This window comes from Ferrimicrobium sp. (assembly GCF_027319265.1).
GTDB lineage: Bacteria > Actinomycetota > Acidimicrobiia > Acidimicrobiales > Acidimicrobiaceae > Ferrimicrobium.
Map to the genome: position 1 here is coordinate 27,468 of NZ_DAHVNP010000050.1, position 26,723 is coordinate 54,190.

Annotated in this window: 28 protein-coding genes; 17 read left to right on the top strand and 11 right to left on the bottom strand. The window is 58.0% G+C overall.

Features of this window, described 5'->3' with window-relative positions:
- Positions 1-32: 32 nt before the first annotated feature.
- The 5 genes from ftsL to M7439_RS07790 all read right to left on the bottom strand — a co-directional run bounded on the left by ftsL (position 33) and on the right by M7439_RS07790 (position 3,048).
- The gene (gene ftsL, locus M7439_RS07770) at positions 33-482 is read right to left on the bottom strand and encodes a cell division protein FtsL (RefSeq protein ID WP_298341753.1); all 450 of its coding nucleotides are present in this window, start codon (positions 480-482) and stop codon (positions 33-35) included.
- Positions 470-1,534 (bottom strand): 16S rRNA (cytosine(1402)-N(4))-methyltransferase RsmH, encoded by a 1,065-nt coding sequence (gene rsmH, locus M7439_RS07775; protein WP_298341750.1) that lies wholly within the window; start codon positions 1,532-1,534, stop codon positions 470-472. The genes ftsL and rsmH overlap by 13 nt, the downstream gene beginning before the upstream one ends.
- A complete protein-coding gene (locus M7439_RS07780) occupies positions 1,527-1,973 on the bottom strand; it encodes a division/cell wall cluster transcriptional repressor MraZ (protein WP_298341747.1) in 447 nt (148 codons plus the stop codon). The genes rsmH and M7439_RS07780 overlap by 8 nt, the downstream gene beginning before the upstream one ends.
- A gap of 122 nt (positions 1,974-2,095) precedes the next feature.
- Positions 2,096-2,731 (bottom strand): hypothetical protein, encoded by a 636-nt coding sequence (locus M7439_RS07785; RefSeq protein WP_298341744.1) that lies wholly within the window; start codon positions 2,729-2,731, stop codon positions 2,096-2,098.
- A gap of 41 nt (positions 2,732-2,772) precedes the next feature.
- Positions 2,773-3,048, bottom strand: coding sequence for a DUF5522 domain-containing protein (locus M7439_RS07790; RefSeq protein ID WP_298341741.1), 276 nt, complete (start codon positions 3,046-3,048; stop codon positions 2,773-2,775).
- A gap of 179 nt (positions 3,049-3,227) precedes the next feature.
- Between M7439_RS07790 and M7439_RS07795 the strand changes: the two genes are divergently transcribed.
- Positions 3,228-3,488, top strand: a complete 261-nt coding sequence (locus tag M7439_RS07795; protein ID WP_298337045.1) for an Lrp/AsnC family transcriptional regulator — start codon at positions 3,228-3,230, stop codon at positions 3,486-3,488.
- Here M7439_RS07795 and M7439_RS07800 read toward each other — a convergent pair.
- Positions 3,485-3,631 carry a hypothetical protein gene (locus tag M7439_RS07800; protein ID WP_298341738.1) on the bottom strand — a complete coding sequence of 49 codons (147 nt, stop codon included), beginning with the start codon at positions 3,629-3,631 and terminating at the stop codon, positions 3,485-3,487. The genes M7439_RS07795 and M7439_RS07800 overlap by 4 nt on opposite strands.
- Before the next feature lie 36 nt (positions 3,632-3,667).
- Positions 3,668-4,279: a hypothetical protein gene (locus M7439_RS07805; RefSeq protein WP_298341736.1), complete on the bottom strand. Its 612-nt coding sequence runs from the start codon at positions 4,277-4,279 to the stop codon at positions 3,668-3,670.
- 209 nt (positions 4,280-4,488) lie between these two features.
- On the opposite strand from M7439_RS07805, the gene M7439_RS07810 reads away from it, so the two are divergent.
- The 7 genes from M7439_RS07810 (at position 4,489) to M7439_RS07840 (ending at position 11,406) form a co-directional block, all read left to right on the top strand.
- Entirely contained in the window at positions 4,489-5,358 is an 870-nt protein-coding gene (locus M7439_RS07810) for a GNAT family N-acetyltransferase (protein WP_308464445.1), read from the top strand.
- An 85-nt stretch (positions 5,359-5,443) separates the two neighbouring features.
- A complete protein-coding gene (locus tag M7439_RS07815) occupies positions 5,444-6,235 on the top strand; it encodes an SDR family NAD(P)-dependent oxidoreductase (RefSeq protein WP_298341730.1) in 792 nt (263 codons plus the stop codon).
- 158 nt (positions 6,236-6,393) lie between these two features.
- The gene (locus M7439_RS07820) at positions 6,394-7,047 is read left to right on the top strand and encodes a phosphatase PAP2 family protein (RefSeq protein WP_298349670.1); all 654 of its coding nucleotides are present in this window, start codon (positions 6,394-6,396) and stop codon (positions 7,045-7,047) included.
- A gap of 327 nt (positions 7,048-7,374) precedes the next feature.
- Positions 7,375-7,599: a DUF2892 domain-containing protein gene (locus M7439_RS07825; protein WP_298341723.1), complete on the top strand. Its 225-nt coding sequence runs from the start codon at positions 7,375-7,377 to the stop codon at positions 7,597-7,599.
- Between the two features lie 68 nt (positions 7,600-7,667).
- Complete coding sequence (locus tag M7439_RS07830; RefSeq protein ID WP_298341719.1) at positions 7,668-8,483, top strand: sigma-70 family RNA polymerase sigma factor; 816 nt, start codon at positions 7,668-7,670, stop codon at positions 8,481-8,483.
- Between the two features lie 504 nt (positions 8,484-8,987).
- The gene (locus M7439_RS07835; protein ID WP_298341716.1) at positions 8,988-9,314 is read left to right on the top strand and encodes a rhodanese-like domain-containing protein; all 327 of its coding nucleotides are present in this window, start codon (positions 8,988-8,990) and stop codon (positions 9,312-9,314) included.
- A gap of 124 nt (positions 9,315-9,438) precedes the next feature.
- A complete protein-coding gene (locus M7439_RS07840) occupies positions 9,439-11,406 on the top strand; it encodes an acetate--CoA ligase (RefSeq protein ID WP_308464446.1) in 1,968 nt (655 codons plus the stop codon).
- A 244-nt stretch (positions 11,407-11,650) separates the two neighbouring features.
- On the opposite strand, the gene M7439_RS07845 is transcribed toward M7439_RS07840, so the two are convergent.
- Positions 11,651-12,520, bottom strand: coding sequence for a slipin family protein (locus tag M7439_RS07845; protein WP_298341710.1), 870 nt, complete (start codon positions 12,518-12,520; stop codon positions 11,651-11,653).
- A 230-nt stretch (positions 12,521-12,750) separates the two neighbouring features.
- Between M7439_RS07845 and M7439_RS07850 the strand changes: the two genes are divergently transcribed.
- Positions 12,751-12,945: a type II toxin-antitoxin system VapB family antitoxin gene (locus M7439_RS07850; protein WP_298341707.1), complete on the top strand. Its 195-nt coding sequence runs from the start codon at positions 12,751-12,753 to the stop codon at positions 12,943-12,945.
- Between the two features lie 287 nt (positions 12,946-13,232).
- Here M7439_RS07850 and M7439_RS07855 read toward each other — a convergent pair whose 3' ends face one another.
- From M7439_RS07855 to M7439_RS07865, 3 genes are all read right to left on the bottom strand, one after another.
- On the bottom strand, positions 13,233-13,871 hold the full coding sequence (locus M7439_RS07855; RefSeq protein ID WP_308464447.1) for a hypothetical protein: 639 nt from the start codon (positions 13,869-13,871) through the stop codon (positions 13,233-13,235).
- A gap of 198 nt (positions 13,872-14,069) precedes the next feature.
- Positions 14,070-14,429 (bottom strand): hypothetical protein, encoded by a 360-nt coding sequence (locus M7439_RS07860; protein WP_298341702.1) that lies wholly within the window; start codon positions 14,427-14,429, stop codon positions 14,070-14,072.
- 68 nt (positions 14,430-14,497) lie between these two features.
- A complete protein-coding gene (locus M7439_RS07865; protein WP_298341700.1) occupies positions 14,498-14,806 on the bottom strand; it encodes a hypothetical protein in 309 nt (102 codons plus the stop codon).
- A gap of 155 nt (positions 14,807-14,961) precedes the next feature.
- On the opposite strand from M7439_RS07865, the gene M7439_RS07870 reads away from it, so the two are divergent.
- The 8 genes from M7439_RS07870 to M7439_RS07905 all read left to right on the top strand — a co-directional run bounded on the left by M7439_RS07870 (position 14,962) and on the right by M7439_RS07905 (position 26,670).
- Entirely contained in the window at positions 14,962-15,894 is a 933-nt protein-coding gene (locus M7439_RS07870; protein WP_298341698.1) for an NADP-dependent oxidoreductase, read from the top strand.
- The gene (locus M7439_RS07875) at positions 15,891-16,847 is read left to right on the top strand and encodes a hypothetical protein (protein ID WP_298341695.1); all 957 of its coding nucleotides are present in this window, start codon (positions 15,891-15,893) and stop codon (positions 16,845-16,847) included. Before M7439_RS07870 ends, M7439_RS07875 begins: the two co-directional genes overlap by 4 nt.
- A gap of 423 nt (positions 16,848-17,270) precedes the next feature.
- Positions 17,271-17,522 (top strand): hypothetical protein, encoded by a 252-nt coding sequence (locus M7439_RS07880; RefSeq protein WP_308464448.1) that lies wholly within the window; start codon positions 17,271-17,273, stop codon positions 17,520-17,522.
- A gap of 886 nt (positions 17,523-18,408) precedes the next feature.
- Entirely contained in the window at positions 18,409-21,531 is a 3,123-nt protein-coding gene (locus M7439_RS07885) for an FtsX-like permease family protein (RefSeq protein WP_298341692.1), read from the top strand.
- A 784-nt stretch (positions 21,532-22,315) separates the two neighbouring features.
- Complete coding sequence (locus tag M7439_RS07890; RefSeq protein WP_366525244.1) at positions 22,316-22,915, top strand: class I SAM-dependent methyltransferase; 600 nt, start codon at positions 22,316-22,318, stop codon at positions 22,913-22,915.
- Positions 22,916-23,399: 484 nt separating this feature from the next.
- A complete protein-coding gene (locus tag M7439_RS07895) occupies positions 23,400-25,235 on the top strand; it encodes a hypothetical protein (protein ID WP_298341684.1) in 1,836 nt (611 codons plus the stop codon).
- A gap of 101 nt (positions 25,236-25,336) precedes the next feature.
- Positions 25,337-25,573, top strand: coding sequence for a hypothetical protein (locus M7439_RS07900; protein WP_298341681.1), 237 nt, complete (start codon positions 25,337-25,339; stop codon positions 25,571-25,573).
- Positions 25,574-25,701: 128 nt separating this feature from the next.
- A complete protein-coding gene (locus tag M7439_RS07905) occupies positions 25,702-26,670 on the top strand; it encodes an ERCC4 domain-containing protein (RefSeq protein ID WP_308464449.1) in 969 nt (322 codons plus the stop codon).
- Positions 26,671-26,723 lie beyond the last annotated feature (53 nt).

The following is a 26,723-nucleotide window of genomic DNA, read 5'->3' on the forward strand; positions in this document are numbered from 1 at the left end:
ACAACGTTACGCGAGTACGTCGCGTTCTCCTTTTAGTTGCCACTGAGTACCTGCCCCGATGGGAGTGGAAGGCTTGGGTTCGTCGCCTCCGACTGAGGCAGGGGGACCGCGTTCTTGGTGCTCGTACCGGAAACGACCTCAACGGAGTTAGGTAGTGTCAGATGGAGATGGGCGCTCGCATAGCTCATGATGCGCTCTGGTGACGAGAGTTGCGCTACTTCGAGTTGGAGATCACTCTGCGTACGCTGGGCGTGGGTAATCTCTGTCTGGAGCTGTCCAACCGACGACTCCTCTAACTCGATCGCGATGCGTGCGAGCACCACCATCCCCATCAACGCAATGGCGATCAGGTAGATCACGATGTTGCGTAGCGTATGCGACTTGGCGACTCGCCGGGTCGGCTCAACTAGTACCAGCTCAGGGCGTTGGCGACGTGGTCGTTCCCTCGGCGGACTCTGTGGAAGTGCAACTACCCGTGCCACAAGGGGACCTGCTCCCAGTATCGTTTGATCGCCTCAGTGATGTCGTCATCACTACGTCGCAGCACCCGCAGACGGGCACTGCGCGAACGGGGATTATGGGTGAGCTCCTCCTCAGAGGGGACGATTGCGTGTCGGGTGAGGCGGGTGCCAACTGGCCGAGCCCCACAGGTACAACCGACTCGCGGTGGACAGAGACAACCCCCTGTCTCAACAAGACGCGCAAAGCGCTTAACCAAACGGTCCTCACCCGAGTGATAGCTGATTACCTGCAGCACACCGCCGCAATCGAGTAGGGAAAATGCGGCCGGTAGGAAGTGGACAAGCTCCTCCTCCTCCTGGTTCGCACGGATGCGTAGCGCCTGAAAGACCTTGGTGGCTGGATGAAGACGACCACCTCGGAGCCGCGCCGGCGTTGCCGTCGCAATCACCTCGGCTAATTGACCGGTGGTGACGGGCAGCTGACCCTTGAGCGCATCGGCGTATCGCCTCGCCAGGGATCCAACACCGTTCGCTCGTAACACAGCGACGAGATCCTTGGGTGCTACCGTGGTTAAATACTGTGCCACCGTCATCGAGCCGCCGTCTTGGTCCATCCGCATGTCGAGTGGTGCATCAAATCGAAAGGAAAACCCACGGTTTGGGTCATCGAGTTGCATCGACGACACTCCGAGGTCAGCCAAGACACCTGCAGCACGAGTGAGCGGCGCCGTCACGGCCGTTAGGTCGCCAAACCGTCCATGGACAAGTCGAACGCGATCACCATAGGGTGCCAACCGCTCTCGCGAGCGAGCCAACGCTTGCCGATCACGGTCAACGCCGACCACATGGGTCCAGCTGAGATCATCAAGCATTCGTTGTGTATGACCGCCGAGGCCAACGGTCGCGTCGACAATCGTGACAGAGGCACTCACACGCTCGCTAAATCCCTCAACGACACGGTCCACTAGCACTGGGGCGTGCACGAAGGGGTTCCCTCGCAGCTCCGTAGTTGCATCGCCGGCCTGGCCGGGTGACCCATCGAAGGGCTCCGCTGCCTTGGGTTCGCTACTCACTGAGAGTGCTTCCTTGGTACTCGTTCCACCGGATCGGATCCCAGAGTTCAACGGTTCCAAATGCCCCATTGACCAGAACCTCGTGATCGAGGCCCGCGAGCGTCCGTAACGGTTGCGGCAGACCAATGCGGCCGAGGCGATCAATCTCAATATCAAAGGCTTGACGGCTCCAATCACGTAGCCGACGACGCTCAAGAGACTCATCCCAACTCTGTGGTGGTACCGCATTCACGAAGCTATCAAAGTCTTCGACCGTCCAGATGACGATGCATGAGTCCCCGTATTGCGACGGTGTCGCATAACATCGATCAGAGAAGCTAGTGCGGAAGCGAGCAGGCAATGTCAAACGACCCTTGAGATCAAGAGAGTGGGTGTAGCCACCGAAAAATTTCGCCTTTACCTCACCTGTCTGCCACACCGAACGGACTGTCCTCTCCACTACCAACCAATGGGCCCCACTTTACCCCACAATTACCCACTGGCACCCGAAATTTCGGCATGAAAAGGTCAAAACATGACTATTTCTTACCCGAAACCGGTTATATACGTACTGATGTACGACTACAGCGCAGTGATGGCCCGAACAACCTGATCTTGCAGGTTTTGCCGTGAAACGCTAACTAAAGGTGATAACCCAGCCACTCGAAGTGGTTGATCCAGCATTTGATCGGCTACAAGCAGATCGCGGAGCGTACTTTGGTGCTCCCACCACAACAGCGAGAGTTGGAAACACGCTTGCCCGCGGGAACGCCGTTGTGCCAATCCAAGCACCTTGGCACCCGCAACAGTGACCTCGCCAAAGCCGAGATCACCAAAGCAGATCAATCGGCCAAGATCGGTGCGTGGCTGGCGCTCCTCGACAACGTCTGCCCTGAGTCCAAGACCGCGAAGAACGCCAGCGACTGCAGCTCCTAACCAAAGAAAAGAGGCGCCAAGGTCCCAAGGCACGAGCGGGTCGTCGAGTCGGAGATACAGCATGAGCCAGATTTGGGATCCAGGTTCGACCAGGACCGCCCCACCACCACTGCCGCGTCGCACCACCGTGAGACCGTCCCGCCTGGCACGTTCGATATCAAAAGCATGCGAAGCGGTAGATGAACCGAGGACCAACGCACGATCAATGGGCTCGCCAATCCGACAGAGTCGCTCCTCAGGGCCAAGGACCGGCCAGGCATCGTGGAGCCCCTCCGTGCTCAACGAGATCGCCTCCGTACGCCATCGAGCAGGCCGATCGGTCCTCACTCGTCCACGATTCCAGGGATCACCAATCGGCGACCGCCGGTATAGGGACAGTGTCGACAGCCAAGACTGCAGCAGATTCCTTGATCCAATAGGGTGGTAGAGCAGAGGACGGTAGCACCGGTTGCTGGATCACGATAGGATTCGAGACCATCGTCGACGGCGTCTCGATGCAGGGCGAGCCTGAGAAGCGCCAGCGGATCATCATAGTTGAAGCGACGTTCAGAGGGAAAATAACGTCTCCTTTGCTCCCACTCATCTCGGGATCCTTCCATAGCTGCAGAACTTTCTACCTACCGTCACTTTTGATACCAACCCACCGTCGCGAAGGCGAGCGACCACGACCCCCACCGACTCATAAACGCTATGGGAACTGAAGTTGCCCATGAGCGCCACGCATCGCCCTCCGACTACGGTAGTCTAGTCCCAGGGACCAGAGCAGGCAAGGAGAAGTGTGGAGGCCTACGTCTTAATCCAGACAGAGATCGGAGCGGTTGGGAAAGTACTGCCAGCCATACGGTCATTGCCCTTGGTCACCCGCGCTGATGATGTCACCGGGCCGTACGACATCATCGCGTTGCTGCAGGCAGAGACGCTCCCAGAGATCGGTAGCGAGGTTGTCGAGGGCATTCAGGTCATTGAAGGAGTAACGCGTACCCTCACTTGCCCCGTCGGCCATCTGCAGCTTGAGATGCTCCTTCCTCGCCCCTCTTAGGTTCCGTTGCGCTGGTCCGGCAGCTCCGCATAGTGTCGTCCTGGCGCGCGTTGCCCCTGACCAACCGCCGAGCGCGAACTTGCCGCCGCAACCTCATTGGAACGGATGGAGCCATCGTCGACCTCGACATGTTGGTTGCTCATCACCATGACCACACCGAGTCGCAGGGACAACGCTCGCTACAGCGTGGCAATCGCCGTCTTGGTCAATCGCTTCGGAACAGCGGCTTGTCCATAGACCGGGTTCTCTAAATAAAGCGTTTGAGGTGTGGCAATAACGGTCGCCATCGCTACGTTCTTGGTGGCCGCCAAGACGACGGCAGCCAATACACCTGGCGGAGCATAGCGACCGATGACAAGACGAGTGAAGCCACTGGTCATCTGACACGACGCCGCAACAATCGCAGTCGCCCCTTGACTAGTCTCCAAAAATCCAACCCTAATGTGTTCCACGTCACCAGTCCAGGCCTCCACCGTGTTACACAGATGCCGTGCAGCCGGCTTGATCCACGATCCCGTACCGAAATGAACGACTGCGGTACGACCATTTGGACCAAAGTCGATGATCGGTGCAGTACCAAACTGCAGTTCACTCGACCGGAGGACGACCTCCTTGGCGCCAAGAGCTTGCGCCTGCGAGAACTGATGGAGCTCAAGTGGAATCGACACAATGAGAACCGCCCCGAAGGCGAGCATCCCCCACTTCACCCATCTGCCTCGGTGGGCCTGACGCCTCTCGAAGCGTTCTTCACCAGAACGCCTCCGACGTGGAACCGGCTGATCCGTAGCCAATGACACTCCTTGATTCGCATAGAGAATCCCAATGGGACATGAGCCCGTCCACCCACCTTAGTCGACCTCGCCGAGCATCGCTTGGATCGGTCCTCAGCCCACCACCGGCTCACGTCTGTTGCTTGTTTCACCGCTCTGGCGTCGAGAGCTGGAATGTAAGATCCAATCGTGTTGGCCCTAGAATGGCAAGCGTGGCGCAAGATTTTCCCGTGGAACCAGCCAGCCTTCACCACATCGGTTGGGATCTCCTCGACCAGCACCTTACCAAACTCCTCGGGGCGTGGCCCCCCAGTGAAGATTTCCAGATTGTGCCAACACTTCGTCGCCGAGAACCGATGTGGGATGGTTCAATAAGAACGCTGCTGGGCATCTTCTCCCCCACCGCCGGGACTCTCATCTCCATGGAGCCCCTCATCCATACCGCCCCCATCGTCGACAACCCGGCACCAGGCGACCGAGATCAGTGGCGACCTCGCAATCGTCGTCAACCAACCCAAGACGGTTCGCCGAACGAAGCATTCTCTCCCAACACCGAACACCTACAATCGCAGTTCGATGGGGGACACCAAGCAAGCCCCTCCGATGTCATAGGTCATCTTGCGGATCATCTCGCAATCGAAGAGGATCATTGCTTCATGGCCTACTTTCGTTTTGCATTCCATGCACCAAACCTGGGAAGACCTGGCGTTTGGGTGCCGGCAGACAGCAGTCAAATCCCTGAGTGGCTACACCCCTTTGGGGGCAAGGTGTTGGTGGCATACGGTCAAGACGGTCGTGTCGTGGCAGGAGTTGGGCTCAAGCACCATGATCGCTTTGCCCGAGAACTCGCTGTCGTGACCGAACCAGAGGCGCGAGGTCGTGGCCTGGCCAAAGCGTTGGTTGCTCAGGCGGCAGAATGCGTGTTAGAGGGCGGAATGCTTCCTACCTACCTTCACGCCCCAAGTAACCTCGCATCCGCACGAGTCGCCGAAGCCAGCGGATTCATCGACCGTGGCTGGCGGATGGTAGGACTCACGCAGGCAGGCGAGGCACAACTGCGCGCACGATCGCTCGGCGGTGCACACGATTGGGGCTACTGACCTGCGGTTTTTTGAACAGTTGAGCGAGACAAGATCGCTCTCCTCGAACTAGCATCGTCTACATCATTGCGCTAGCATCGTCTACATGGAGACACTACGAGGACGAACAGCGATGGTCACCGGTGCATCGAGTGGCATCGGAGCCGCGATGGCTAAAGCCTTGCTCGAGCAGGGAGCCCGTGTCGCCGTCTGTGCCCGTGGCGGGACCCGGCTCACTACGACCGTTCGACACTTCGCCTCCTCAGGCTTTGACGTCTTGCCGATCGAGATGGATGTGCGCGATGTCGATGCAGTCGCCGGAGCGGTCGCGAAGGTCTACGAGCACTTCGGCGAACTCGATGTCCTCGTCAACAACGCAGGCATCGGGATGCGGACCGTCAACCCCCGCTTCTTCGAAGCGCCACTGCCATTCTGGGAAGTGCCAGTGGAGGGTTTTCGTGCAGTGATCGCTACGAACCTCACCGGGTACTTCCTCGTCGCCCGCGCTGTTGCTCCGAAAATGGTGGCCCGTGGCTCCGGCAAGATCATCATGATCTCCATGAACCGTGAGACAATGGTGCGCCAGGGCTTTGTGCCCTACGGTCCTTCCCGTGCCGGGTCTGAAGCACTTGCCGAGATCATGGCCAAGGACCTCGATGGTACCGGAGTCACCGTGAACACGCTCTTACCCGGAGGCGTCACCGTAACGGGCATGATTCCGGAGGATTCGCCCGAGGAGCTTCGCAACCAGGCGCTTCCACCTGAGATTATGGGCCCACCGATCGTCTTTCTTGCCTCCGATTCGTCCCATGGCATCAACGGAGAGCGCGTCGTTGCCATTGACTTCGACTCATGGAGAACCGCGAGGCAGGTCGCCAAAGGTCGGCCCGCACCATAAATCGCGAAACAGAGGACTCCCTGCCGATCATCGCTCCCCTTCTTACCGGACGACACTCAGCGTCCGCTGAGGTACTAAGGCGCGTCGACCAACGACATCGTATAGGGTAAACGTTTGGTTGCCAATCGCTAAACTTCCGTCATCATAACGGCAGCAACGTGTTGTTGGGAGGCAAAATACCTGAGATCGTAAGGCTCAACCGCCAGCTCTACCTCGATGTAAACCACTTTGCTATCGCTACCCCATGGGCACATGGATTCATGGCCGGATACGCTCACCTGATCGGTATTGGTCTCCTCGCGCTCCTGCTTCTCGTAGCTTGGTGGCGTGCACGCTCACGTCCTAATCCAGAACGAAGTGTAGCGAGGGTGTTGTGGGCGGCAGGCGGCACCATCATCGCCGAAGGGATCTCGCACGACGTTTTGAAACCATTGATTGCCGAGCGGCGCCCCTACCTTACTCTCGCCCATGTCGAGGTGCTCCTTACCCGCACGAATGGTTTCAGTTTTCCAAGTGGACACGCAACGATTGCTGGTGCAGTCATTGTGGGACTCTGGCTCAGCCGGGATCGGCTCATGACGTTGCTGGCGATCCTTGTTGGGGTATTCCTGGCCTTTGGCAGGGTCTATGTGGGGATGCACTACCCTGGCGATGTCGTGGCCGGACTCATCTTTGGAGGTCTTCTTGTCTGGGTTTTGTCGCCGCTCGGCGTGTGGTTGCTGACCAAGATTACCAGAGTGATTCATAAATCCTCCATGACGAGCTGGCTCGTCGCGAGTTCCACCGGTGCCCATGTGCATGCGTCATCGTAAATCTCGATCGTTACGTAGGGCCACAGGCGCGCCGATACCCTACGATTGACCGTTAGCACCCAGTCGTTCGTGTCCAATCGGACCTGCGCAACCACGGTTGAGTAGGCGCAGTTGAACACTCGCAGTTGAGCGCTCATATCGCTATCCTTCCTCTTCGCAAGTACCGGACCACCCCCGGCCTCCACAGCAAAACTCGCCGATCGAAACCATCAGGTTCTCATCAGAGGTAGTGCCAGCTGTCGAGCTCTAAGCACATCTCGCACGCATTTGTATCCTTTTTCGTGGCTCATCCGTCTATAGAGCAAGAACTTCAAAAAGGAGAACATCATGAAAAAGACCGTTGGAACCACAGACCGAATCATTCGAATCGTAATCGCAGCCGCCGCTATCGTCCTTGCTTTCATTGTTGGGGCCAGTAGCGCCTGGGGGATCGTCCTCTTTATCGTGGCAGCTGTAATGGTGGTCACGGGGTCGACGTCCTATTGCCCGCTTTATAGCATGGCTAAGATCAGCACCCGCGATGACGGCAAGAAGCACCACATCGGTCGATAGGCACTATGTCCCGGGGCCGCTAGAGCGGAATGCACAGGAGTGTGTTGATCGGGCGTAGTCTTTGCTAGATGGTTACACACGATGATCAGAAGGCTCCCGAACCAGATTTTGGGAGCCTTCTCTCACTGGAGATCCAAGGTCTCTATCGTTATGCGTACTCGCTAATCGGTCGACCCGCAGAGGCCGAGGATGTCGTCGGCGAGACGCTGCTTCGAGCCCTGGAACGTCAAACCCAGTTCCACAACCAAACACCACTGCGGAGCTGGCTTCACCAGATTCTGAGGAATATCGCGATCGATCGCAGCCGGCACCAATCACACGAAAGCTTGGTTGAAGAGGTGGAGTCGACCTGGAGTGACGAGCGTTATCGAGTGGACGCCGAGATGATCCTAGAACGACTGGAGCTGAGAGGCGAACTACAGGAGGCTCTCTTTCATCTGCCTGTCAAATACCGAGAGGTTGTCGTACTTCACGATGCGGAGGGCTGGTCCACACCCGAAATCGCAACCATGCTAGAGGTTGCACTACCCGCCATCAAACAACGACTCAGGCGCGGTCGCATGATGCTCGTGACAAGTCTCGCCAAAGGAGCAGAACGAAAAGTGGCAAATCGAAATGTGGTAATGCGTTGTGCGGATGCGCGTTACCAAGTATCTGATTACATCGACGGTGATCTCCCGGCAGAACAGGCCTCTCTCCTTGAGGCACACCTCGCCTCCTGTGCTACCTGTCCAAGCCTGTACACGTCGTTGGTCGGCGTCACCGCATCACTTGGATCCTTGCGCGATCCCAACACCGTCGTCCCATCCGATCTCGCCCAACGGATCACGATGAAGTTAGCCACCAAAGCTCGCGCTCCTGGCAAACCAGCAGCCCCTTCGTAGTCGGAACCTGCGAATCACCCCTGTGGTCCAGGCCATACGGTCTATCGCCAGCCTCAATGACAACCACTGCGCAACGGCCCCCACTTGGTTGCGGCGAACATCGTTACTCCGGCCATGTCACGGTGCTCGAGTCCACCCATGGCATCGCCCCTCTTTGTGTCAATGACCGCGGAGCGTTAGCGATCCCCGACACGAACCCGACAACCCCTATCCAGTCATCCACACACCTTCTCAACCTCCAACCTATGGATAGCAACCCGCCGATGAGAAGATCCTGTCACGCGCACCCCGTCACGATATCAGATATGGATGTTCTTCTATCTCGAAATGCCGGAGACATCAAAGCCGCACAGAATTCCCGATATCGCCCATGAACTGGTCGCTTACAAATAATGGTCGGCCACTCCGCAACCAACGACCGGCACTCATCTCATCGCCAACACACTTCGGCCCGGTAGAATGAATATACCCCAATAGGTATGAAACACACGAAGGAGGAGTCCCTTGGACCTCGAGATTCAAATTCACGAATTCGAAGCTATCCACGGCGATGAGATGGAGATCATCGATGTCCGTGAGGAGTGGGAGTATGCGGCTGGCCACGTACCAGGAGCGGTCAATGTGCCACTCTCCACCCTGGCCGATAACCTTGATGCCATCCCAAATACTCGCCACTACGTCATCTGTGCCTCAGGCGGTAGAAGTCTACGGGCTGCAGAGGCCCTCCGGAGTGCTGGCTACGAGTCAGTTTCGGTAGCAGGAGGCACCATCGCTTGGATCAATCGCGGCAATGAGGTGGTCGTCGATGACGACGAGGAGCAGTCAGCTTAGGCCGCAAGCCGCGGGCTTCTGTCATCATTCCCCGCCTGGTTGGGGCAACAAAGAAAAGTTGCTCGTGACACCGATAAGCGATAGATTGGGTCTGTTAGCGATCAGTCGCATAATCAAGGGGGGAATGATGACTTCAAACGAAAATCTGCCTGATCTACCGCCAATGGTGCGTGATAGCCAACTTGTTCCGCCGTCCCTCGCCCCTTCATCGCGGTTACCGGTCAAGACCGAGGCTGAGTTTTGGGATCTCTATCAGCGATCCCTTCGAGATCTCGGTGCCTACTGGCAGGAGGTCGCCAACAGCTTCGAGTGGATGGACGGTTGGCCATCTAGTGTCGCACTCGGTGGTGACTTTGCAACCGGATATCGTTTCTTCGATGGTGCCACGATGAATGTGAGCGTGAACTGTATCGACCGTCACGCTCGTGCCAATCCGATTAAAGTCGCGCTGTACTGGGTTGGTGAGGATGGGACCGAACGATCATGGACCTACGAGGAACTGCTCGATACCACCGCCCGCTTTGCCCAAGCACTCACCGATCTCGGTGTCACCAAGGGTGATCGGGTCGCAATATACCTACCGAATCTGCTCGAAACCTTCGCCGCCGTCCATGCGTGCTTTCGAATCGGCGCCATCTACAACATCATCTTCTCCGGCTTCTCGGCAAGCGCACTCGCCGATCGTATCGTCGATACCTCAGCAAAGGTCGTCATCACCGCTGATGAGTCAATGCGGCGCGGCCGCCCCGTACCGCTGAAAGCCACCCTTGACAGTGTGCTCGATCGCCTCGAAAGCATCGAACATGTCGTCGTCGTACGCCGAACAGGTGCCAAGGTGACGATGCGAGCCGGCAAGGACCACTACTTCGACGAACTCCTCGCCGCGACTCCCAACCGTGCAGATCCCGTCGCAATCGAGGCGAACGAACCCGCCTTTATCATCTACACGAGTGGCACAACCGCCAAACCAAAGGGCCTCGTCCACACAGGGACCGGCTTCCTGGTGGGAACGTACCATGACGTGCTCTGGTCCCTCGATCTTGGACCTGAGGATATCTATTGGTGCACGGCAGACACAGGCTGGCTCACCTTCCCGATCTTCGAACTCGTTGGTGGCCTCGCCCATGGAGCGACGATGGTGGCCTTTGAGGGAGCCCTCGACTACCCAACGCCAGACCGGGCCTATGAGCTGATTGAGAAACTTCATATTACCAAAATCTTCACCGCACCGACGTTCCTCCGGATGCTCGCTCGCAACGGCGAATCTCTCGCCAAAGCACATGATCTATCGAGCTTGAAGCTCATTGGCCTGGTCGGAGAGCCCCTCGACGCAAAGACGTGGAACTGGGTTCATGACAACGTTGGCGCCCCTGAGATCGAGATCAACAATACCTATGGCCAATCGGAGACTGGGAGCGCTTGGACCTCCTCCGCCGTGGGCGTCACTCACTCCAAGCCAGGCTCCTGCGGTCTGGCCCTCCCTGGTCATGCCTTTGAGATTGTCGATGAATCCGGTGAACCGGTCGGTCCCGGTAAGGTCGGATATCTCCTGTTGACCCAGCCCTTTCCAACGATGTTTCGTACCATTTGGAACGACCCGGAACGCTATCGCGCCCAGTACTTCACCCGCTTTGGCGCTCACCGCTACGACACTGCTGACGCGGCTCTCGTCGATGGCGATGGGCACATCTGGGTCGTCGGGCGGGTTGATGGAGTGATCAATGTCGCTGGTCACCGCCTGTCGACTATGGAGATGGAAAGCGCTCTTCTCAGCGTGCCCGGTGTCGCCGAAGCTGCCGTCGTCGGTGTCGATGACGAGACAAAGGGACAGGTGCCGGTCGCCTTCGTCTCCCTATCCGCCTCCGCGACCGACATCACTGAGGACGTGCTCAAACAAAAGATCACCGACGAGATCGGGGCGATCGCACGACCACAAAGCGTCTACCTTCTCTCCACCATGCCCCGCACACGATCTGGAAAAATCGTTCGCCGTCTACTCAAAGAATTGGTCGTAGACGGTCACACCAGCGGCGATGTCACCGGGCTCGAGGACCCCGAGGTGCTGGCAAAACTTGAGGCGGAACTTCGCTAACATCACCGCTCTCTTGGGGGCCCTAGGTCCGCTTCGGCCACACAGACAAGACGCCACGCGACCCGTTCGTATCGCATCCTGGCTGTGCCCTCGGCAAAGTTTGTGCCTACCTCTCCTATCAACTCTTGTCTGACCAGTTCGCTACAGCGCACCGGTCAGCCGATCATGCCACAGCACGGCCCAAAAGGAGCGAACCCCCACACCCTCTACAGTCGAACCCATCGTCGCCTGATCATCCATACGTCTATGGAACCAGCGGTACATCAGGAGTGAGCGGCTCTTTTGTCTTGGTTTCATCGCCGGTGGCAACGATTGGGGTGAGACTCGCCAGCGGCAAGAGCGAAGCTGCCTTCTCCCCACTCAAGAAGGAACCGAGTTCGGCGATGGTGGTCATCAATGGAGCCGGGAAGATCACGGTTGAGTTCTTATCAGCGGCGATATCCACCAAGCTCTGCAGGTTACGCAGCTGGAGGGCGAGCGGGTGCGCCATCATGATGTCCGAGGCATCGCCGAGTGCCGCTGCCGCCATCGATTCTCCCTCAGCGTTGATGATCTTGGCTCGCTTCTCGCGTTCTGCCTCTGCCTGACGCGCCATAGCCCGCTTCATGCTGTCCGGGAGTTGAATATCCTTGAGTTCAACGAGAGTTACCTCGACACCCCAATCCAATGTCGCCACATCGAGAATCTGGCGAATATCCAAGTTGATACGATCTGTCTCTGAAAGCGTCTCGTCCAACGAGTGCTGTCCAACGACCTTACGCAGAGTCGTCTGGGCAATCTGATCAATCGCCACCGCGACATTTTCGATAGCAACAACCGACTTCACTGCATCACCAACGCGGAAGTAGGCGACTGCCGAGACATCAACGCTGACATTGTCGCGCGTAATGATTCCTTGCGACTGAATTGGCATCGTCACTATACGCAGCGACACATGACGGAGGTTGTCCACGATCGGTATGATCAGATGGAGACCTGGTTCACGAGTGCCCAGCAATCGACCAAGACGGAAGACCACACCCATCTCGTATTGTTTGACGATGCGCACAGAGAGCGCTAAGGCAAGCACGATCACGAGGACTATGACGATCAGAATAACGACAAGTGTGCTCATATGCTGAGCATAGCCACATTCGTTGTCCGCCCACCGGCCAACCAGCTGTTACCGGTTCAACGCATTCACCGCCACACGCAGCGCTAGGGATTACAAGCCGCTCCCCATCGATCGACAGGCGACGATACCACGACCGGCTGGTCCCGGCGTGATGGACACGGAACCGTCGGCGACCTCAAGGCGCGAGCATAACCATCCTGTCGCGATCGCATCAGTGCGATGGCGTCATCATGAGAACCACGCTTGCACTCGATGACAGCTTGATCGTTGATGCACAACGTCTCAACGGTATCCCAGGGAAGAGCGCTCTTGTGCGCGAGGCTCTGCGTGCACTGATCGAGCGAGAGAGCGCCCGTGGTCTGGTAAGCCTCGGGGAGAGTGCACTTGGCTGCGATCGAGTGCATCGACGACGACGTCTCGGGTGATTCTCTTCGACACGTCGATATCGAGGTGGATCACCTTCGTAACAGGGACCCTTGGGTGGAGAATCTCCTCGCAAGGAATCAGCTCTTGGGCTATCCTTTGGTCGCCGGTGAGATCACACGTAGCCGGGCCGCCAATCGTAGTGAGACCCTCACTCCGCTTGCCGACCCCACCCTCCTAACAACGCACGAAGCAACCTTTCAGGCAATCAGGCCAGCACGGCTTCTAGAGGAGCGATTGCGACCAAGGAATTCTCGAGGAGGCCGGTCGAAGGTCGTGCACGGCGTGGTCACTCATCACCCTCATCGACGGGCAGGTCGACCTTGCTGGCAAGCAGGAAGAAGCCACCGGCGAGACCTAACTGGTTAACCACTACCCTGACTATTCGCGTTCCTCGCGACAACACGACGGGAGTGTCAACAATCTGCATTGATCCGTAGGGGGTGATACGAGACTCTCGAACCTCTAAGATCTCCCCTAAATCCTGACGAATAGACTCGAGCAGCGTTGCCAAAACGGGCTCGGGTAGCCCCCTCGCAAGCTGTGGATCGCTCAGCATATGACATGTTTTGAACTCTCGGGTGAAGAAAGCATCGAGAAACGTTCGGGCAACCCCGCGAGCTGATGCAACGGGGAGACGGACCGCATGCTCTTCGGTGCTGGGCTCACGCTCCGCATCGGTAGCATAGCGCTCAAAGGCCGCCTGGCGTGAGGTTCCGAGCGCCGTGCCGATCGCCGCCCATGACTGGTGTTCTATACGAGCTCGTCGAACTAGCTTCGCGATCGCGTCGTCAGTGAGTAGACGAAGACTTCGTGCCGATGCAATCACGTCGAGTGTGTCCACCTCGGCCTCCCCACGAAGCCCAGCCAGCGTCACCTCCGCCGCCATTGCCAACCCCCCAACAAACAGCACATCATTCATCATCACATCACGATCGTTCGGATTGGCCTCGGAACTGTTCATCGGCCCGACGGTACAACGATTGCGTCCATTATTCCAAACATCATGATCGCCACCTCGTCAACTCCCTCGACACACCTTTGCATGACCCACACGTTTTCCCGTCACGACCTACGTTCGATGGCGATCAGCACACCTCATCTTCGGAGGGTTCCAGCGCTTCCGTCATTGCTTGACGGAGAGCCCTGCGTCAGAGAGTGCGCGCACCGTTGCTTGTGGGTCGTCGAGCCCCACCACCCACACATCGAACGGGCCCTCGACAAGCCGGACAAACAGACCCTTGTGCTGATGAGAATGGACCGCGGCGAGTATCCGTTCGTCGCTCGTAAAGCTCCCCACGGCCACGCGGCCAGGGATTCTCTCCCCAACACGAAGGCCATGGACAGACTGAATCGGCTCATCCACCAGGCGGATCTCTTGCACGCTGGCAAGAGCAACCGATTGATCGCGATGGACCCCGAGAACGTGCTCCATCGTCGTGAAATGAAAGTGGAGCTTTCCATCCTCGACCAACACCTCAGCCATCACCAACCTCCTCTCTCACGCGCAATTGCGCAGATGCACGTCCAGCCTATCGAAGCATGAGGGTTGTGTCAAGTTACCTTGACAGCGACTTCAATCTGTCGTTCGCACCGGCCACCAAGCCGCGACTCGACCAGATCTTCCTCGGAGTCCGCCTCAACCACCATTGCAGGAGAAGATTTGACCGAGGGCACGCTCAGGCGGCTGAAACGCCCGAACGTCCAGGGAGACTCCAACTCACGGATCTCGATCCGCTCGCGCTCGGCGCAGAGGTTGGCGGATGTAGCGATCGCGGAGACCGTATGTGTAGGCGCTTTGGAACCTACCGCAACACCGAGTGCCATTGGAAGTGACAGAATAGTCGTCTTCCTTAGGGCCATCGGAGGGTATCCGTTGGCTCGCCAGCGCGGAATACTCGCTCGATCGCTCTAGGGTGTCACCTCCAGACCCATCCGCCAACTGGACTCTGATCAATTCGCATAAACTCGATAAAGGTCATACGATCGTACGTCACTTCAGAGAGGGGTGCTCAAGCATGAAAGCCGTCTTCTACAACACGTTTGGTGCTCTCGATGTCCTTGAATACGGTGAACTTGACCGTCCTGATCTCGGACCCGACAGTGTTTTAGTCCAGGTCGCTGCTGCCTCAGTCAATCCCGTGGACTGGAAGCTGATGTCGGGAGGCCTGCGATCGCGGATGACCTCGGTCTTTCCCGTCGTTCCCGGGTGGGATCTCGCTGGCATCGTGCAGGAAGTCGGCCCATCGGTCACCCAGGTACGCGTCGGCGATGAGGTTTTTGGCTACGCCCGCATGGACTTTGTCCACCATGGGACGTTTGCGGAATTTACTGCGGTCCCAGAGCGGGTATTGGCACAGCGTCCCACCTCGCTCTCCTACGGAGAGGCGGCCGCACTCCCCCTAGCTGGCCTGACCGCCTACCAAGCACTCGTCCATCGCCTTCATCTCGATGCGGAGGACCGCTTGCTTGTCATCGGAGGAGCTGGGGGCGTTGGAGGCTTTGCCATCCAGATCGCCCGGTCCCTTGGAACTGAAGTCTACGCCACCGGATCCCCTGGCAATCATGCTTACCTTGCGTCGCTTGGCGCACATCCCGTCGCACATCCCACCGACGCCCGCCAGACACTCGAGACCATTAAGCCGACGGCAGTTCTCGACCTCTACGGCGGCGAGCCACTGCAGGAGAGTATCAACCTACTCAAGGGAGCAGAACGCATAGCTACGATCGCCGACCCATCCATTGTTGCCCACGGTGGCCATTACGTATTTGTTCAACCCTCATCAAATGACCTTGATGCCCTCAGTAATCTGGTCAACTCCGGTCAACTCCACGTTGAGATTCAAGAACGCTTTGCTCTCGCGGAGACAAAAGCCGCCTTCGCGGCCTCGATGGAGGGTCATGTGCGCGGGAAGCTTGTGATCGACGTAGCAGAACTCGAGCCCCGTTGACCGTTACCCTCGTCGATGATGCCATGGTCGCCGCCCACCTCGATGCGGGATTAGCTTACCAAGCGATTGAGGAGGCACTCAGCGAGTATCAGAGTGGAACGCTGTTCGCTCCTGCCCGACAGCAGAGCTCGCTCGGGGAGGGTTCGTTCGTCTTCACCAGCGGTGCCTTTCGTCAGGGTTACGGTTTTCGAGCCTATGACACCTTTCCCAACCAGTACGATGACCAACTCACCGCTGTCTGGGACAAGACCGGCCGGCTATCCGGGGTCGTCGTGGGCCCCGAACTCGGACGACGACGCACCGGAGCGCTTGGGGCGGCAGCCGCCGTTCGCCTTCTTCCAGCTGGCGACGGACTCACCGTCGGGGTCATCGGCGCGGGAGCGCAGGCCTTTGCCCAGCTATGGGCCATTCTCGCGGTCCATTCCATCAGGGAAGTGCGTTCACACCGTCGCAACCAGGAAGCCAATCTCGCCTTTGCCCAAAGAGTCGAGCGTGAACTCGGAATCACGACTCGTGCGCTGGTGAGCGCCCAAGCCACGTGTCACGAAGTCGACCTTCTGATAATCGCCACGGGGGCATCGGAACCGGTCATCGAGGATTCATGGATCAGTGACTCCTGCACCATCTTCACCTTGGGGCCAAAGCGGCGTGACGCCTGCGAGCTTCCAGAGTCTCTCTTCGCTCGAGCCCGACGCATCACCTCGGACTCAGTCGCACAGATGCAAGCAGAGGGCCAGGAGGCAATCATTGCGGCGAGTCGGGTCGTCCCGCTGGGCTATCTCAGACCACTCACCGACAAAGCTAACCCACCACGCTGGACTGCCTACGAGCCAGCTCCGAGTGCAAGCGCCGACCCCCCTGGTCTCCAACTGTACCTCTCAACGGGCCTAGCGGGCACGGAACTCTTCGTCGCTCGGGCTCTCATCGCGAAACTCCAAGCGAACCCTCACTGATCCCTCATCACTTCGCGGTTAACCGCATACGAGCGGAGCGTTCATCGAACCTGCTCGGCGCTAGCTTCACCGCGTCAAAACAAAAGAGCCGACGGAGGTGTCCCCCAAACACCCCTGCCGACTCCGTATATCTGTAGTGTAGCGCAATGTGACGATCGACACAAATTCAGCCATACCACAGAAACCCTACAGCTATTTCTCAAATATGTGCCTGCAGGAGTTCACGACACAGCGAACACATCTGGATCCACCGGCCCTCACTCACAAGACGAGACCTGCCTTGGGACAGCGAGCTCACAGCCCAACGATAAGCCTGGTCCCTTCAACCCGGAATCGACGAGTCTTTGCGCGTGGCGGGACCAGGGACAGCCCCAGGCATCTTGCTACAGCGTGCAGCTGTACGTGCCAGAAAGTGGTGTGGCTTTGGACAACCGCTCTGTGCCAGCCTGTGCTGCCGTCGCACCACCTAGCGCCGACCAGCTCGGCTCCCGTTGCCAATGCTCATCGATGTTGGCTCGTCTGGTGTTGGCTCGTCTGGTGTTGGCTCGTCTGGTGTTGGCTCGTCTGGTGTTGGCTCGTCTGGTGTTGGCTCGTCTGGTGTTGGCTCGTCTGGTGTTGGCTCGTCTGGATCCCCTGCTGAGCGAGGGTAACGCTCCAGGTCCAAGGACGGCTTGAGATGCGCCCACCACTCCTCTCGCGCGACACCGACTTCCATCAGATCAACCATTCCAAGGAGCACGGCGACAGTGTTACCAGTGTGCTCACGTCCTCAGTCAGGAACTCACACCACAAGGAGTACCGCCCAAGGCACATCTTGTCTCGCACTAGCGCCCCCAGGCAGCGCCTGCCAAACAACTTGCGCGCTCATAAACTTTGGGAACTTCAGCACAATATCGTGTAATCGTCGCCACAATGTGTTAGGTTCGTAGTTATGTTTGACGATCGTCATGGCGAACGTGGTGGCCATAGCGGGGCTAATGGTAGAGACAACCAACATCCTCCGGCTGAGGTGAGGTGGCCATCAGTCGGTGACGTACTGGCTTGGAGACTGAAAACGGTTTAGTGACCTGCGAATCCCGTTTGGCAAAGACACCTCCAGGACTGGCGGCGACAAGTAGCGGAGGGGAGGGCGCGAAGCTATCGTCGTTTACTTCGAAAGACGCTGTCGCGTCCACGAGTCTTTGCGTGCCCGAAGACCACCTCCTACTTCCCAATCTGCATCGATGCGCTCTGCGCTGTGGGGCTTGGTTTCCACGCAAGAATGGCGACTGGTACGGGCGAAGATTCAGATGTCAAAGCAACGATGTGGGCACTGCACGACACCCCAAAACGACTCATTGCGCTGACTCTGCAGTTCAAGGCGGTACGACGATCCCATCGATGCAATGTCGTGGTCGCAAGCCGGTCTTGGGCTATGCGAGGCCTGCAGGCAGCCATTCCATGCGCTCCGGAACTTTTGGAAACAAGGGATGATTAGAGCCTTCGGAAAACGTGACGGGGCCGCCTTGCCTTGTCGGACTGAAGAAATTCACATCTGGTAGCCCCATTGCATCAGGATCGAATGATTTTTACGAGAATACGACTGTTTCTACGGGGACTGCGCTTTCGTCTTGGAGCGCTCACCTTCCTCTTGATCGCTGCGGTAGTGACAATCTTTGGTGCGACCGTGGGGCCGATGTATTTGGGGTCTGCCCAAGATTCGGTCTTGATTGGCGAGCTGCGCTCTGCTTCTGTGATCAAGACGGGCCTCAAAGTGCTATCCGTCCAAGCATTCGCAAAGGCACAGCTTGTCGCAGCCGAACAAAGAGCCCCCATCTTGGATGGACGGGCACTCTTCAACAATCCGATCTACTCGGCCGAAGTCCCCGCGATGGTAACACCGCCAGAAAGCCTGCGAGGGACCTTGCTAGCGAGCGCCTTCCTTGAGCGCAGTGATAGCTGCGCTCACCTCAAGCTTGACGCTGGACACTGTCCAACCACGAGATCCGAAGTGCTCCTCTCACAACGAACGGCGGAATATCTTGGAGTCAAGGTCGGATCAGTCCTCACTGCCGCCCCCGGTCTCAGGGCGCCAGGTTCTCCAGGAGCAGCCGCAAGTGCACGCTACCGCATCGTGGGTATCTACGCGATTCCAGATATCGCAAGCCGCTACTGGTGGCACGAGGAGTACTTCACCTTTGGCTCGTCGTTTTACCCTGTATCCCTGGACCCCATGATTGTGATGCCCGGGTTCTTTGGTGGGAAAGCAACTTTTGACGCGACAACGAACGTCAGTACGAGTAGCTACGAGGGGGTCGACCGAGAGCTGCAGATGTCGCTTCGGCCAACAGTCATCAATATCGACAACTTTCGGCAACCTGCATCAGTCATTGGGCGATATCGAGACCTGGTTGCCTCTCAAGATGGCCTCACGGCTTCGTCCGGCCTGTCGTCGGAGATTCGTACGATCATTGCCACACAAAGCTCAATGGCGACGTTGGTCGGCATCATCATCGTGGAGTTAGTGCTCCTTGCGCTTGTTGTCTTTGGAACCCTCATCTGGCGGATGGTGCAATCCCGGATGATGGAGTTCCGTTTGGCCCAATTGCGAGGGGTACGGGCCAAAAGCATCATCTGGCGTGTTATTGGAGAACCACTGTTCATCCTCGTGGTCGCAAGTCCCTTCGGCTACCTCGGTGCCTACCTCACGGTTTCGGTCCTTAGTCATGCCTACTTTACTCCAGGAAGCCAGCTCTATGTCCCACCACAGACCTACCTCGCTGGTCTCATCGTCATCGTCGCTGCCCTCATCGTCACCTTGGCAGCAGCTATCAGGGCACTTCAACGAAGTATTTTCGAGTCTTCACGTTCAGCGATAAGAGATCAGGGGCGTTTTCGAACCCTCACCGATGTGCTCATTGTGGCCGTAGCCGCTGTGTTTACTGCCCAGCTCGTCATTGCCCCAACAACATCGAGCGGGGTAGACCCATTGGCGGGTGCGGCTCCAGCCCTTCTCGGTGCTGGCTTAGCGATCATCGTGGTGTCGCTGACCCGTCTTGGTCTTCGTGTGGCCCGTCGCATCACCCGTCGCGGGCGCACGATCTCCTGGTATCTCAGTGTCCGTCAACTCCTCCATCACCCAGGCATGCTCCGCCAGATCATCCCCTTTGGGATGGCTCTCGCCTTGGTCATCTTTGGTTTTGGCGCCCAGTCGGTCATAAGTAGGCACCGCAGTGTGGTAGCCCAATATGAGGTGGGGGATAGCAGAGTGCTCACCGTCTCACTACCAAAGAACCTCGGGTTGGTCGCTGCTGTTGACCGTGCGGATCCAGGGGGTCACGCAGCGATGGCGGCTGAACTCTATCGTTCCAAAAACGACACCACCTTGGCAGTACAAGCAAGCCGTTTTCATGCGGCATCCTGGCCACGTGCCCTCGATACAGTCTCAGCTACCACGATCGCACATCGTCTTGATCCATTAGGGAACAAGGCCTTCACTACGAACGCCTCGTCCTTGACTATCACCGCTAGAACCCAAGGAACCGTCCCCAAGGGTGTCCAAGTGGAGCTCACCATCTCGCTGTTCGCGCAAGCTCAGGAGACGCCTGATATTCTCGTCATTCCCATCGACGGCACTACGACCACTCAGCGGAGATCGATACCGTGCGCACAGGGTGGGTGTCTCTTGTCTGGTCTTGGTTATCTGGCCATCTCCAATGGCGGCGTCGTGAACCCCTCGGCATCCTTCACGATCGCGATCGAGCACATCGGGGGCATCAGGAACCCGGATGGCGCAGGTGTGCTCACCAGTTCCTGGAAGCAAGCCTTGAAGGCTCCCACCACGGTGCTTTCATCACAACCCGGACGCCTCTCGTTTCGCGCACTTCCCGCAACTGGTGGGGCCACCATAGCCCTCATCCCGGCGTCCTACCCCACGTACCTCCCGGCGATTGTGAGCAAAACTGCTACCACCACCCCTTCCTCCCCTAGCGTTACGGCTATTGGGACCAAGATGATCGATGGCCTTGATGGCAACCCAATCAACATCCGTCCCATCCTCTTCCTCCACGCGCTTCCCTCTGTTGGATCCGACGCCAACCTTGTCGATCTGACCCAGGCAGAGCTTTCCCAGTCATCGACCTCCTTGGCCGCCAACGAGATCTGGCTCGCTCAAGGCGCCTCCCCGACTATCTTGACATATCTTCGTCATGAGGGAGTTACCGTCGACTCCGTAACCTCGGCGCGCACCCTGTCGCTAGCCTATGCCAACGAACCCCTGGGACTTGCTGCTCGACTCTTCCCAGTCGCCGCTGTCGCTGGGATTAGTGTCGTACTCCTGGGTCTAGCCTTTGAGCTCTTGGTAGAGGGTCGAGGGAGGATCCCTGAGTTTGCTGCCATGCGGGTACTTGGTCTTCGTCGGCCCCTACTCATTCTGTCCTACGTGTTCGAGGCCACGATTCTCGTCATTGCCGCCGCAATTGCTGGGATCGCTGCCGGACTGGTGAGTGCCCGACTCGCACTTCCCGTACTCCCTGAGATCGACTCCGGTTTCGACTATCTCCACTTTGCTTACACGCTTCCAATCGCCAACGAGCTTATCGCCATCGTCTTGGTACTCCTTGGCACTCTCATCGTCGCCACCGTCACTGCCATCCGAGTCGTGGGCCGAGCGAATTTTGATGAGCTGCGCGCAGGAGATCGGTAGGTGTGACGTGAACAATCGCCGCCGAGATTGACGAGCCCGTTCATCTTGATCCCATCCCGAAAGGGGCTGTGGGGGCGGATTGGATGTCTCCTCACCTATGGTTCACCGATAGAGCGCTCGCCGAGAGGTCCGCCTCACGACATCACCTACGCCATGCCGCATCCGCGACTCGCCAGCATGACAACCGGACATCGTCGGACTTCCTTACCCACGACACTGAGCCAAAGGTTGATCCCTGTTGCTTAATCTTTGAGTCGCGCTGGAGTTGGAACAAGTATCCCTCCGATCATCGAAGCTCCGATACCCGCTCGACTGGGCTAGGTGCGAATGTATTCCCTCCAGCAGTCATCGACATGGAGGTAATCGATACACAAGCGCGAGAGCAAATACTTACATATCTGCATCCCTGCATCTCCGATCGTGCTCGTGGAGGAAAGCTTGAACAGAACCACTGCCTTGGAGCCACTACCTCGTAACCTTTGCGCTCCTTTGGGCACGAACCCATACACAATCAAGCACTTACCGATCCCCACCTAGGAGCCTGCGCTAGTGGAACTGTGAGCAGTAGGCGAGGCAACCAGAGGGTTTAGGGTTACCGTAGTTGAGCCGCGATTGCTCCCCTGCTGCTCGTTTTCCCGGCGAGCCAGCGTAGGAACCCGCACCCAAGCAGATCACGAGCCCCAACTGCTCCTCCGCGTCCACTAGTAACTCGCATAGTGCTGTCTCGGATAGCCTGGCGCTTCGAAAGTTAGGTTAGCCTACACGCATGACCACGAACGAGGGGATACCCTCACCACCTCGATGGATAACCGACCACGATGCCGCTCACTCAGCTTGGTACATCGAACGTTTTCGAACCCTCGCCGCCCGAGGTGCCGACCTGGAGGGTGAAGCGCGCCTCCTCGACACCATTATCCCTCGACACTCGCGTATCCTGGATGCAGGCTGTGGTCCAGGGAGAGTCGCGGCGGCCCTATTCGCGCGTGGCCATCGCGTGGTCGGAGTCGACGTCGACCCTCTTCTGCTCACCGCAGCAACCGAGGACCATCCTGGCCCAGTCTGGGTCAACGCCGATCTCGCCACCATGGATCTCGCCTCACTTGGAGAGGGGGAACTCTTCGACGCCGCGATCGTCGCTGGCAACGTCATGACCTATCTCGCCGTCAATACGGGTGCACGAGTTTTACATAACCTCAACATTCACCTGAAAGGGGATGCCCCGATCGCTGTCGGCTTTGGCCTCGACCGAGGCTACGACCTCGCCACCTTCGATCACGACATCCAAGAAGCCGGCCTGATCCTCGAACACCGCTTCGCCACTTGGGACCTGCGTCCTTGGTCACCGGCGGCCACCTTTGCAGTATCGATCCTACGAACTCCCTAGCCGAGCAACACCCATCCACTCGCAACTGCGGTTTCGACCGGATCCGTCTTCTCATCTTCAGGCAACAGCCCCTGCGGTCTCCGGTTTGCCAACGGCCCCAATATCCAGCGAGGCAGGCACGCCATTTGCATAGGACAGATGGCGTGAATGTTCGCTGAGCAAGCTTACCAATCACGACAAATTGATAATCAAATGCGTTAGCATTGACCGAGTAGGCAATATAGCATTGACCGAGTAGGCAATGAGATGTCCTATTGGAGTATTTGTAGGAGGCACAACCTTGTCGAATCAACGGCGACCCTGGTGGATCGTACTGGCAATTCTCGCGTTATTCCTTGCAGCCTGCGGCTCCACAACTTCACAACACGTGGCGACGAAGTCGACCGGTCGAGGGTCTACTCCGTCTCGATCCACAACCAATCCCGCTACCATCCCCACCAGCGCCACTCAAGCAGGGTGCACGACCGGTGCACTTGGCGCGACAATGAGTGGCCACCTCGCAAAGTCGTGTTACCGCATCCCCAATCTCACCTCAGGAACCTACTACCTCGGCATAGAGGCCATCCTCTCACCCCGAGGAGCGGCAGCGGCCAAAGAGGGGATCGCGGTGCCCTCTGGCCACAGTGGCCCGACGGTCAGCCTCACCGTGTCGCCATCCTCGGTTGTGCCAGGCGCTACGGTAACCATTACCGGCCGGGTCAGCACCCCACTCTCCCCGCGACCAGCCCATACCAACGTCTGCTTTGATGGCTGCGTTGACGGACTTCACTACGACGGCACCTCCGTCCATTGGATCTCTTCGACGACGTTTCAAACCTCCTTCGTCACGCCAAGCGGACCCTGGCTTGAGCGCTATCCTGTTCGGCTCCTGCTGCCGAAGGCAGGTAGCTATCCCGTTGCTATCCAGTGTCTCGAAGTACATCAAGCGTGTGGGCTTGGTCACGCGGAGGGCTCGACCACGCTCACCTTCGCACACTCCGTGAAGGCTGCCATGCCCCGGCTCACCCTCGCCGCAAGCAAGGTACTCCCGGGTGAGATGACCCCAGTGAAGGGCACGATCCCCCTCACCAACATCATCGGTGACAACCATCCCTTCGTCTTTGAATTCGATGTCATCGACCAGCCCCCCACCAAGGCAATTGCCAAGGGGGCATATCAGCTTCCCCAGACGAAGCCTGGCACTGACACTGTCCTCCTAGGTCCCGTGAAGTTCCGGGTTACTACCCCTCTCACCTACCAGTCCATCAGCCTCAAAGGTGCCACCAACATCCAACCGAGTGCTGATCCGTCGATCGTTACCGAGCGTGGAACCAACGGAGTCGCACTCACCTGTAGCGGCAGCTCGGGAGATCAAGCCAATGCGATGAGGTTGCTATCTAATGGACATATCACCGTCATCAACACCACAGACGTCGCTACTCTCTTGGAACAAAAAGAAGTGCCGCCGTCCTATCTCGCCGACAATGAGCCCTGTAGTGATCTCGCCGCCCTCCACACATCGACAGGCAAGACCTTGATTGCCGCATCCTATGCTATCGCAATCCCGAATCAGGCTCCAGATTTTGCCTACTTGCCCGTCATCTCTACCAATGATGGCGCCACGTGGGCCAAGGTCCCCTCTCCTAGTGGGGTCACTGACGCGAGCTTTGCTGGCCTTCATGCTTCAGCGTCGGGTATCCACGCTTACTTCGCTGTCCCTCATCACACCGTGATCGCCGAGACCACCAACAACGGGAGTAGCTGGACGCAGGGATCGCTGCGCTGTCCGCGTCTCGGACCATGTATTCGGTTCTCCCCCATCGCAGACCTCGCTAACTGCGCAATGAACGGTGCCCAAGAGCCGGTTCTCGTGTCAAAGAACGAGGGAAGAAGCTTCACTCAGTCAAGCTGGCCAAGTTCAGTCAACGCCTGTGGACCAAACGAGCTCTTCTCCGTCCATGGGACCGAGTATCTCATCGATCCTCAATCCAGTTACCCACTTCGCCGCAGTACCGATGGCGGTGTCAACTGGCGAGTAGTGAGCGACATACCAACCCCACCAGGGGTAAATCCGCCAGGGACGTCCTCGCTTGGACAGACCAGCTGGGGCCAGGCTACCCTCGTCCTCCCAGGGTCGGGCGACCTACTCAGTATCGGGAGCGGAATCGGCAGTTCTTTGCTCGTTCCTCATTCTCGCCAATGGTGCCGCATACCCACCACGATCATCCCAAAGAATGTTGGTGCAGCGACCACTGGTGAGCACAGTCTTTACTTCGTGACGTACGCTAGCTCAACAACCTTTACGAGTATCCCGTTGACGAGCCTGCATTGCGCGAGCTAACAACTGGCGCAACTAGGCCGTGAGGAACCGACCTATGTCGCGATCGGCTATCGCCCACCACCAACCGTGCGAGGCGAGCAGGCAGATGCTAAAGTAGACGTATGGCAGGTGATCGTCCGAGTCGAAGAGTACAACGCCCGAGTTTTCGTCAGCCCGGTCCGCCCGCAAACCCAATTGTGCTCGGTATCATCGCCGCGATTTGGATCGTCGGTGGAGTCGCCATCGGACTCTACGTGCATGGAAGCTGGCACTACATCCCTGCGATCTTTGCCTGTGGTATTGGTGTCGTCTTTTTGCGTTCAGCGGCTGGAGCATACGTCCAACGACTCAAATCCTGACAATTGACGATGGTCTCCCGTGCTAGCGTTCGTAGCATCCCTTCAGCAGTCCTGCCTCCGACCCCTGTGGGTCCCCAACCAGCACGAACAGGTGGGCAAACGCCATAGCGCATCACACGACTGGCTCAATGATGGCTGATCGTTCCTACCTCACGATTGCTCGCAACCCAGATCTCACCTCCGCGCTTGGCTATTTGATCATGATTCCAATCGATGGCGGCATGGTCGTCAAGACCTCCGGTACATGGCCACGCGAGAAGGCGCTGTACTGTCACCCAATACCGATCACCGACTGGCCGCTGGAGCCTGAGGTGGTCGAGGAGATCACCCTCCTCTCCTGTGCACGCCGGGGTGCAGCTATCGATATCGTCGCGGACCGAGCAAGAGAAAATCGATCTCAATTGGTCTTTACCCACGCACGGGGGCGCGACATGATCTTCTGGCAATCACAGCGGACGCAACGCCAAGCCAGACCTAAAGGCACGGTACCACGGGCTCGGGCTCATGGTGAGGTCGATGTGCCTATCACGGTGGACACCAGGGAGCGCTACCCCTATCAATTTCGCAATCGATCAGTCAGCACCGAACGAGGTGCGCTGCCCTGTGGCGATTATGGCATTTACCTGGGCGATGACCTCTACGCAGCGGTCGAGCGCAAGACACTCGAGGACCTCATCTCAAGCCTCTCCGACAACCGACTCCGCTACGCCATCGGTCAACTCGCCGCTCTCCCGCATGCGGCCATCGTCGTCGAAGCACGCTACTCTGCGATTCTCCAGTCCACTTATATGCGGCCTGCACTGATCTTCGATGCAGTCGCCGATTACGCTCTGCGTTGGCCCGAGGTGCCGGTCGTCTTCTGCGAAAATAGGAAGCTCGCAGAGGAATGGACCTATCGATACCTCACGTCTGCCTATCACCAGGCACTCAATGCACCCGTTGTCAGGCAAGAGACACCCCCTCCTCCCAATCCAACCTCAGCAAGCATCCGCCAATGGGCAAGCGAGCACCACATCGACATCGCCACCAAGGGTCGGATCCCACAGGTCGTACGCGAGCAGTATCTCCGGGCTCACGGACGATCAATCTCGCGGTAGCCTGCCGTCCCGACGCGCCACACCGCTGATCGACGCTCAGTGTGCTCATCACG

Coding starts and splice junctions, on each gene's coding strand:
- M7439_RS07790 (WP_298341741.1), bottom strand. CDS start 3,048: ATGGAAGGATCCCGAGATGAGTGGGAGCAAAGGAGACGTTATTTTCCC.
- M7439_RS07800 (WP_298341738.1), bottom strand. CDS start 3,631: ATGAGCAACCAACATGTCGAGGTCGACGATGGCTCCATCCGTTCCAAT.
- M7439_RS07815 (WP_298341730.1), top strand. CDS start 5,444: ATGGAGACACTACGAGGACGAACAGCGATGGTCACCGGTGCATCGAGT.
- M7439_RS07825 (WP_298341723.1), top strand. CDS start 7,375: ATGAAAAAGACCGTTGGAACCACAGACCGAATCATTCGAATCGTAATC.
- M7439_RS07830 (WP_298341719.1), top strand. CDS start 7,668: ATGGTTACACACGATGATCAGAAGGCTCCCGAACCAGATTTTGGGAGC.
- M7439_RS07840 (WP_308464446.1), top strand. CDS start 9,439: ATGATGACTTCAAACGAAAATCTGCCTGATCTACCGCCAATGGTGCGT.
- M7439_RS07845 (WP_298341710.1), bottom strand. CDS start 12,520: ATGAGCACACTTGTCGTTATTCTGATCGTCATAGTCCTCGTGATCGTG.
- M7439_RS07850 (WP_298341707.1), top strand. CDS start 12,751: ATGAGAACCACGCTTGCACTCGATGACAGCTTGATCGTTGATGCACAA.
- M7439_RS07860 (WP_298341702.1), bottom strand. CDS start 14,429: ATGGCTGAGGTGTTGGTCGAGGATGGAAAGCTCCACTTTCATTTCACG.
- M7439_RS07865 (WP_298341700.1), bottom strand. CDS start 14,806: ATGGCCCTAAGGAAGACGACTATTCTGTCACTTCCAATGGCACTCGGT.
- M7439_RS07870 (WP_298341698.1), top strand. CDS start 14,962: ATGAAAGCCGTCTTCTACAACACGTTTGGTGCTCTCGATGTCCTTGAA.
- M7439_RS07885 (WP_298341692.1), top strand. CDS start 18,409: ATGATTTTTACGAGAATACGACTGTTTCTACGGGGACTGCGCTTTCGT.
- M7439_RS07895 (WP_298341684.1), top strand. CDS start 23,400: ATGAGTGGCCACCTCGCAAAGTCGTGTTACCGCATCCCCAATCTCACC.
- M7439_RS07900 (WP_298341681.1), top strand. CDS start 25,337: ATGGCAGGTGATCGTCCGAGTCGAAGAGTACAACGCCCGAGTTTTCGT.
- M7439_RS07905 (WP_308464449.1), top strand. CDS start 25,702: ATGATGGCTGATCGTTCCTACCTCACGATTGCTCGCAACCCAGATCTC.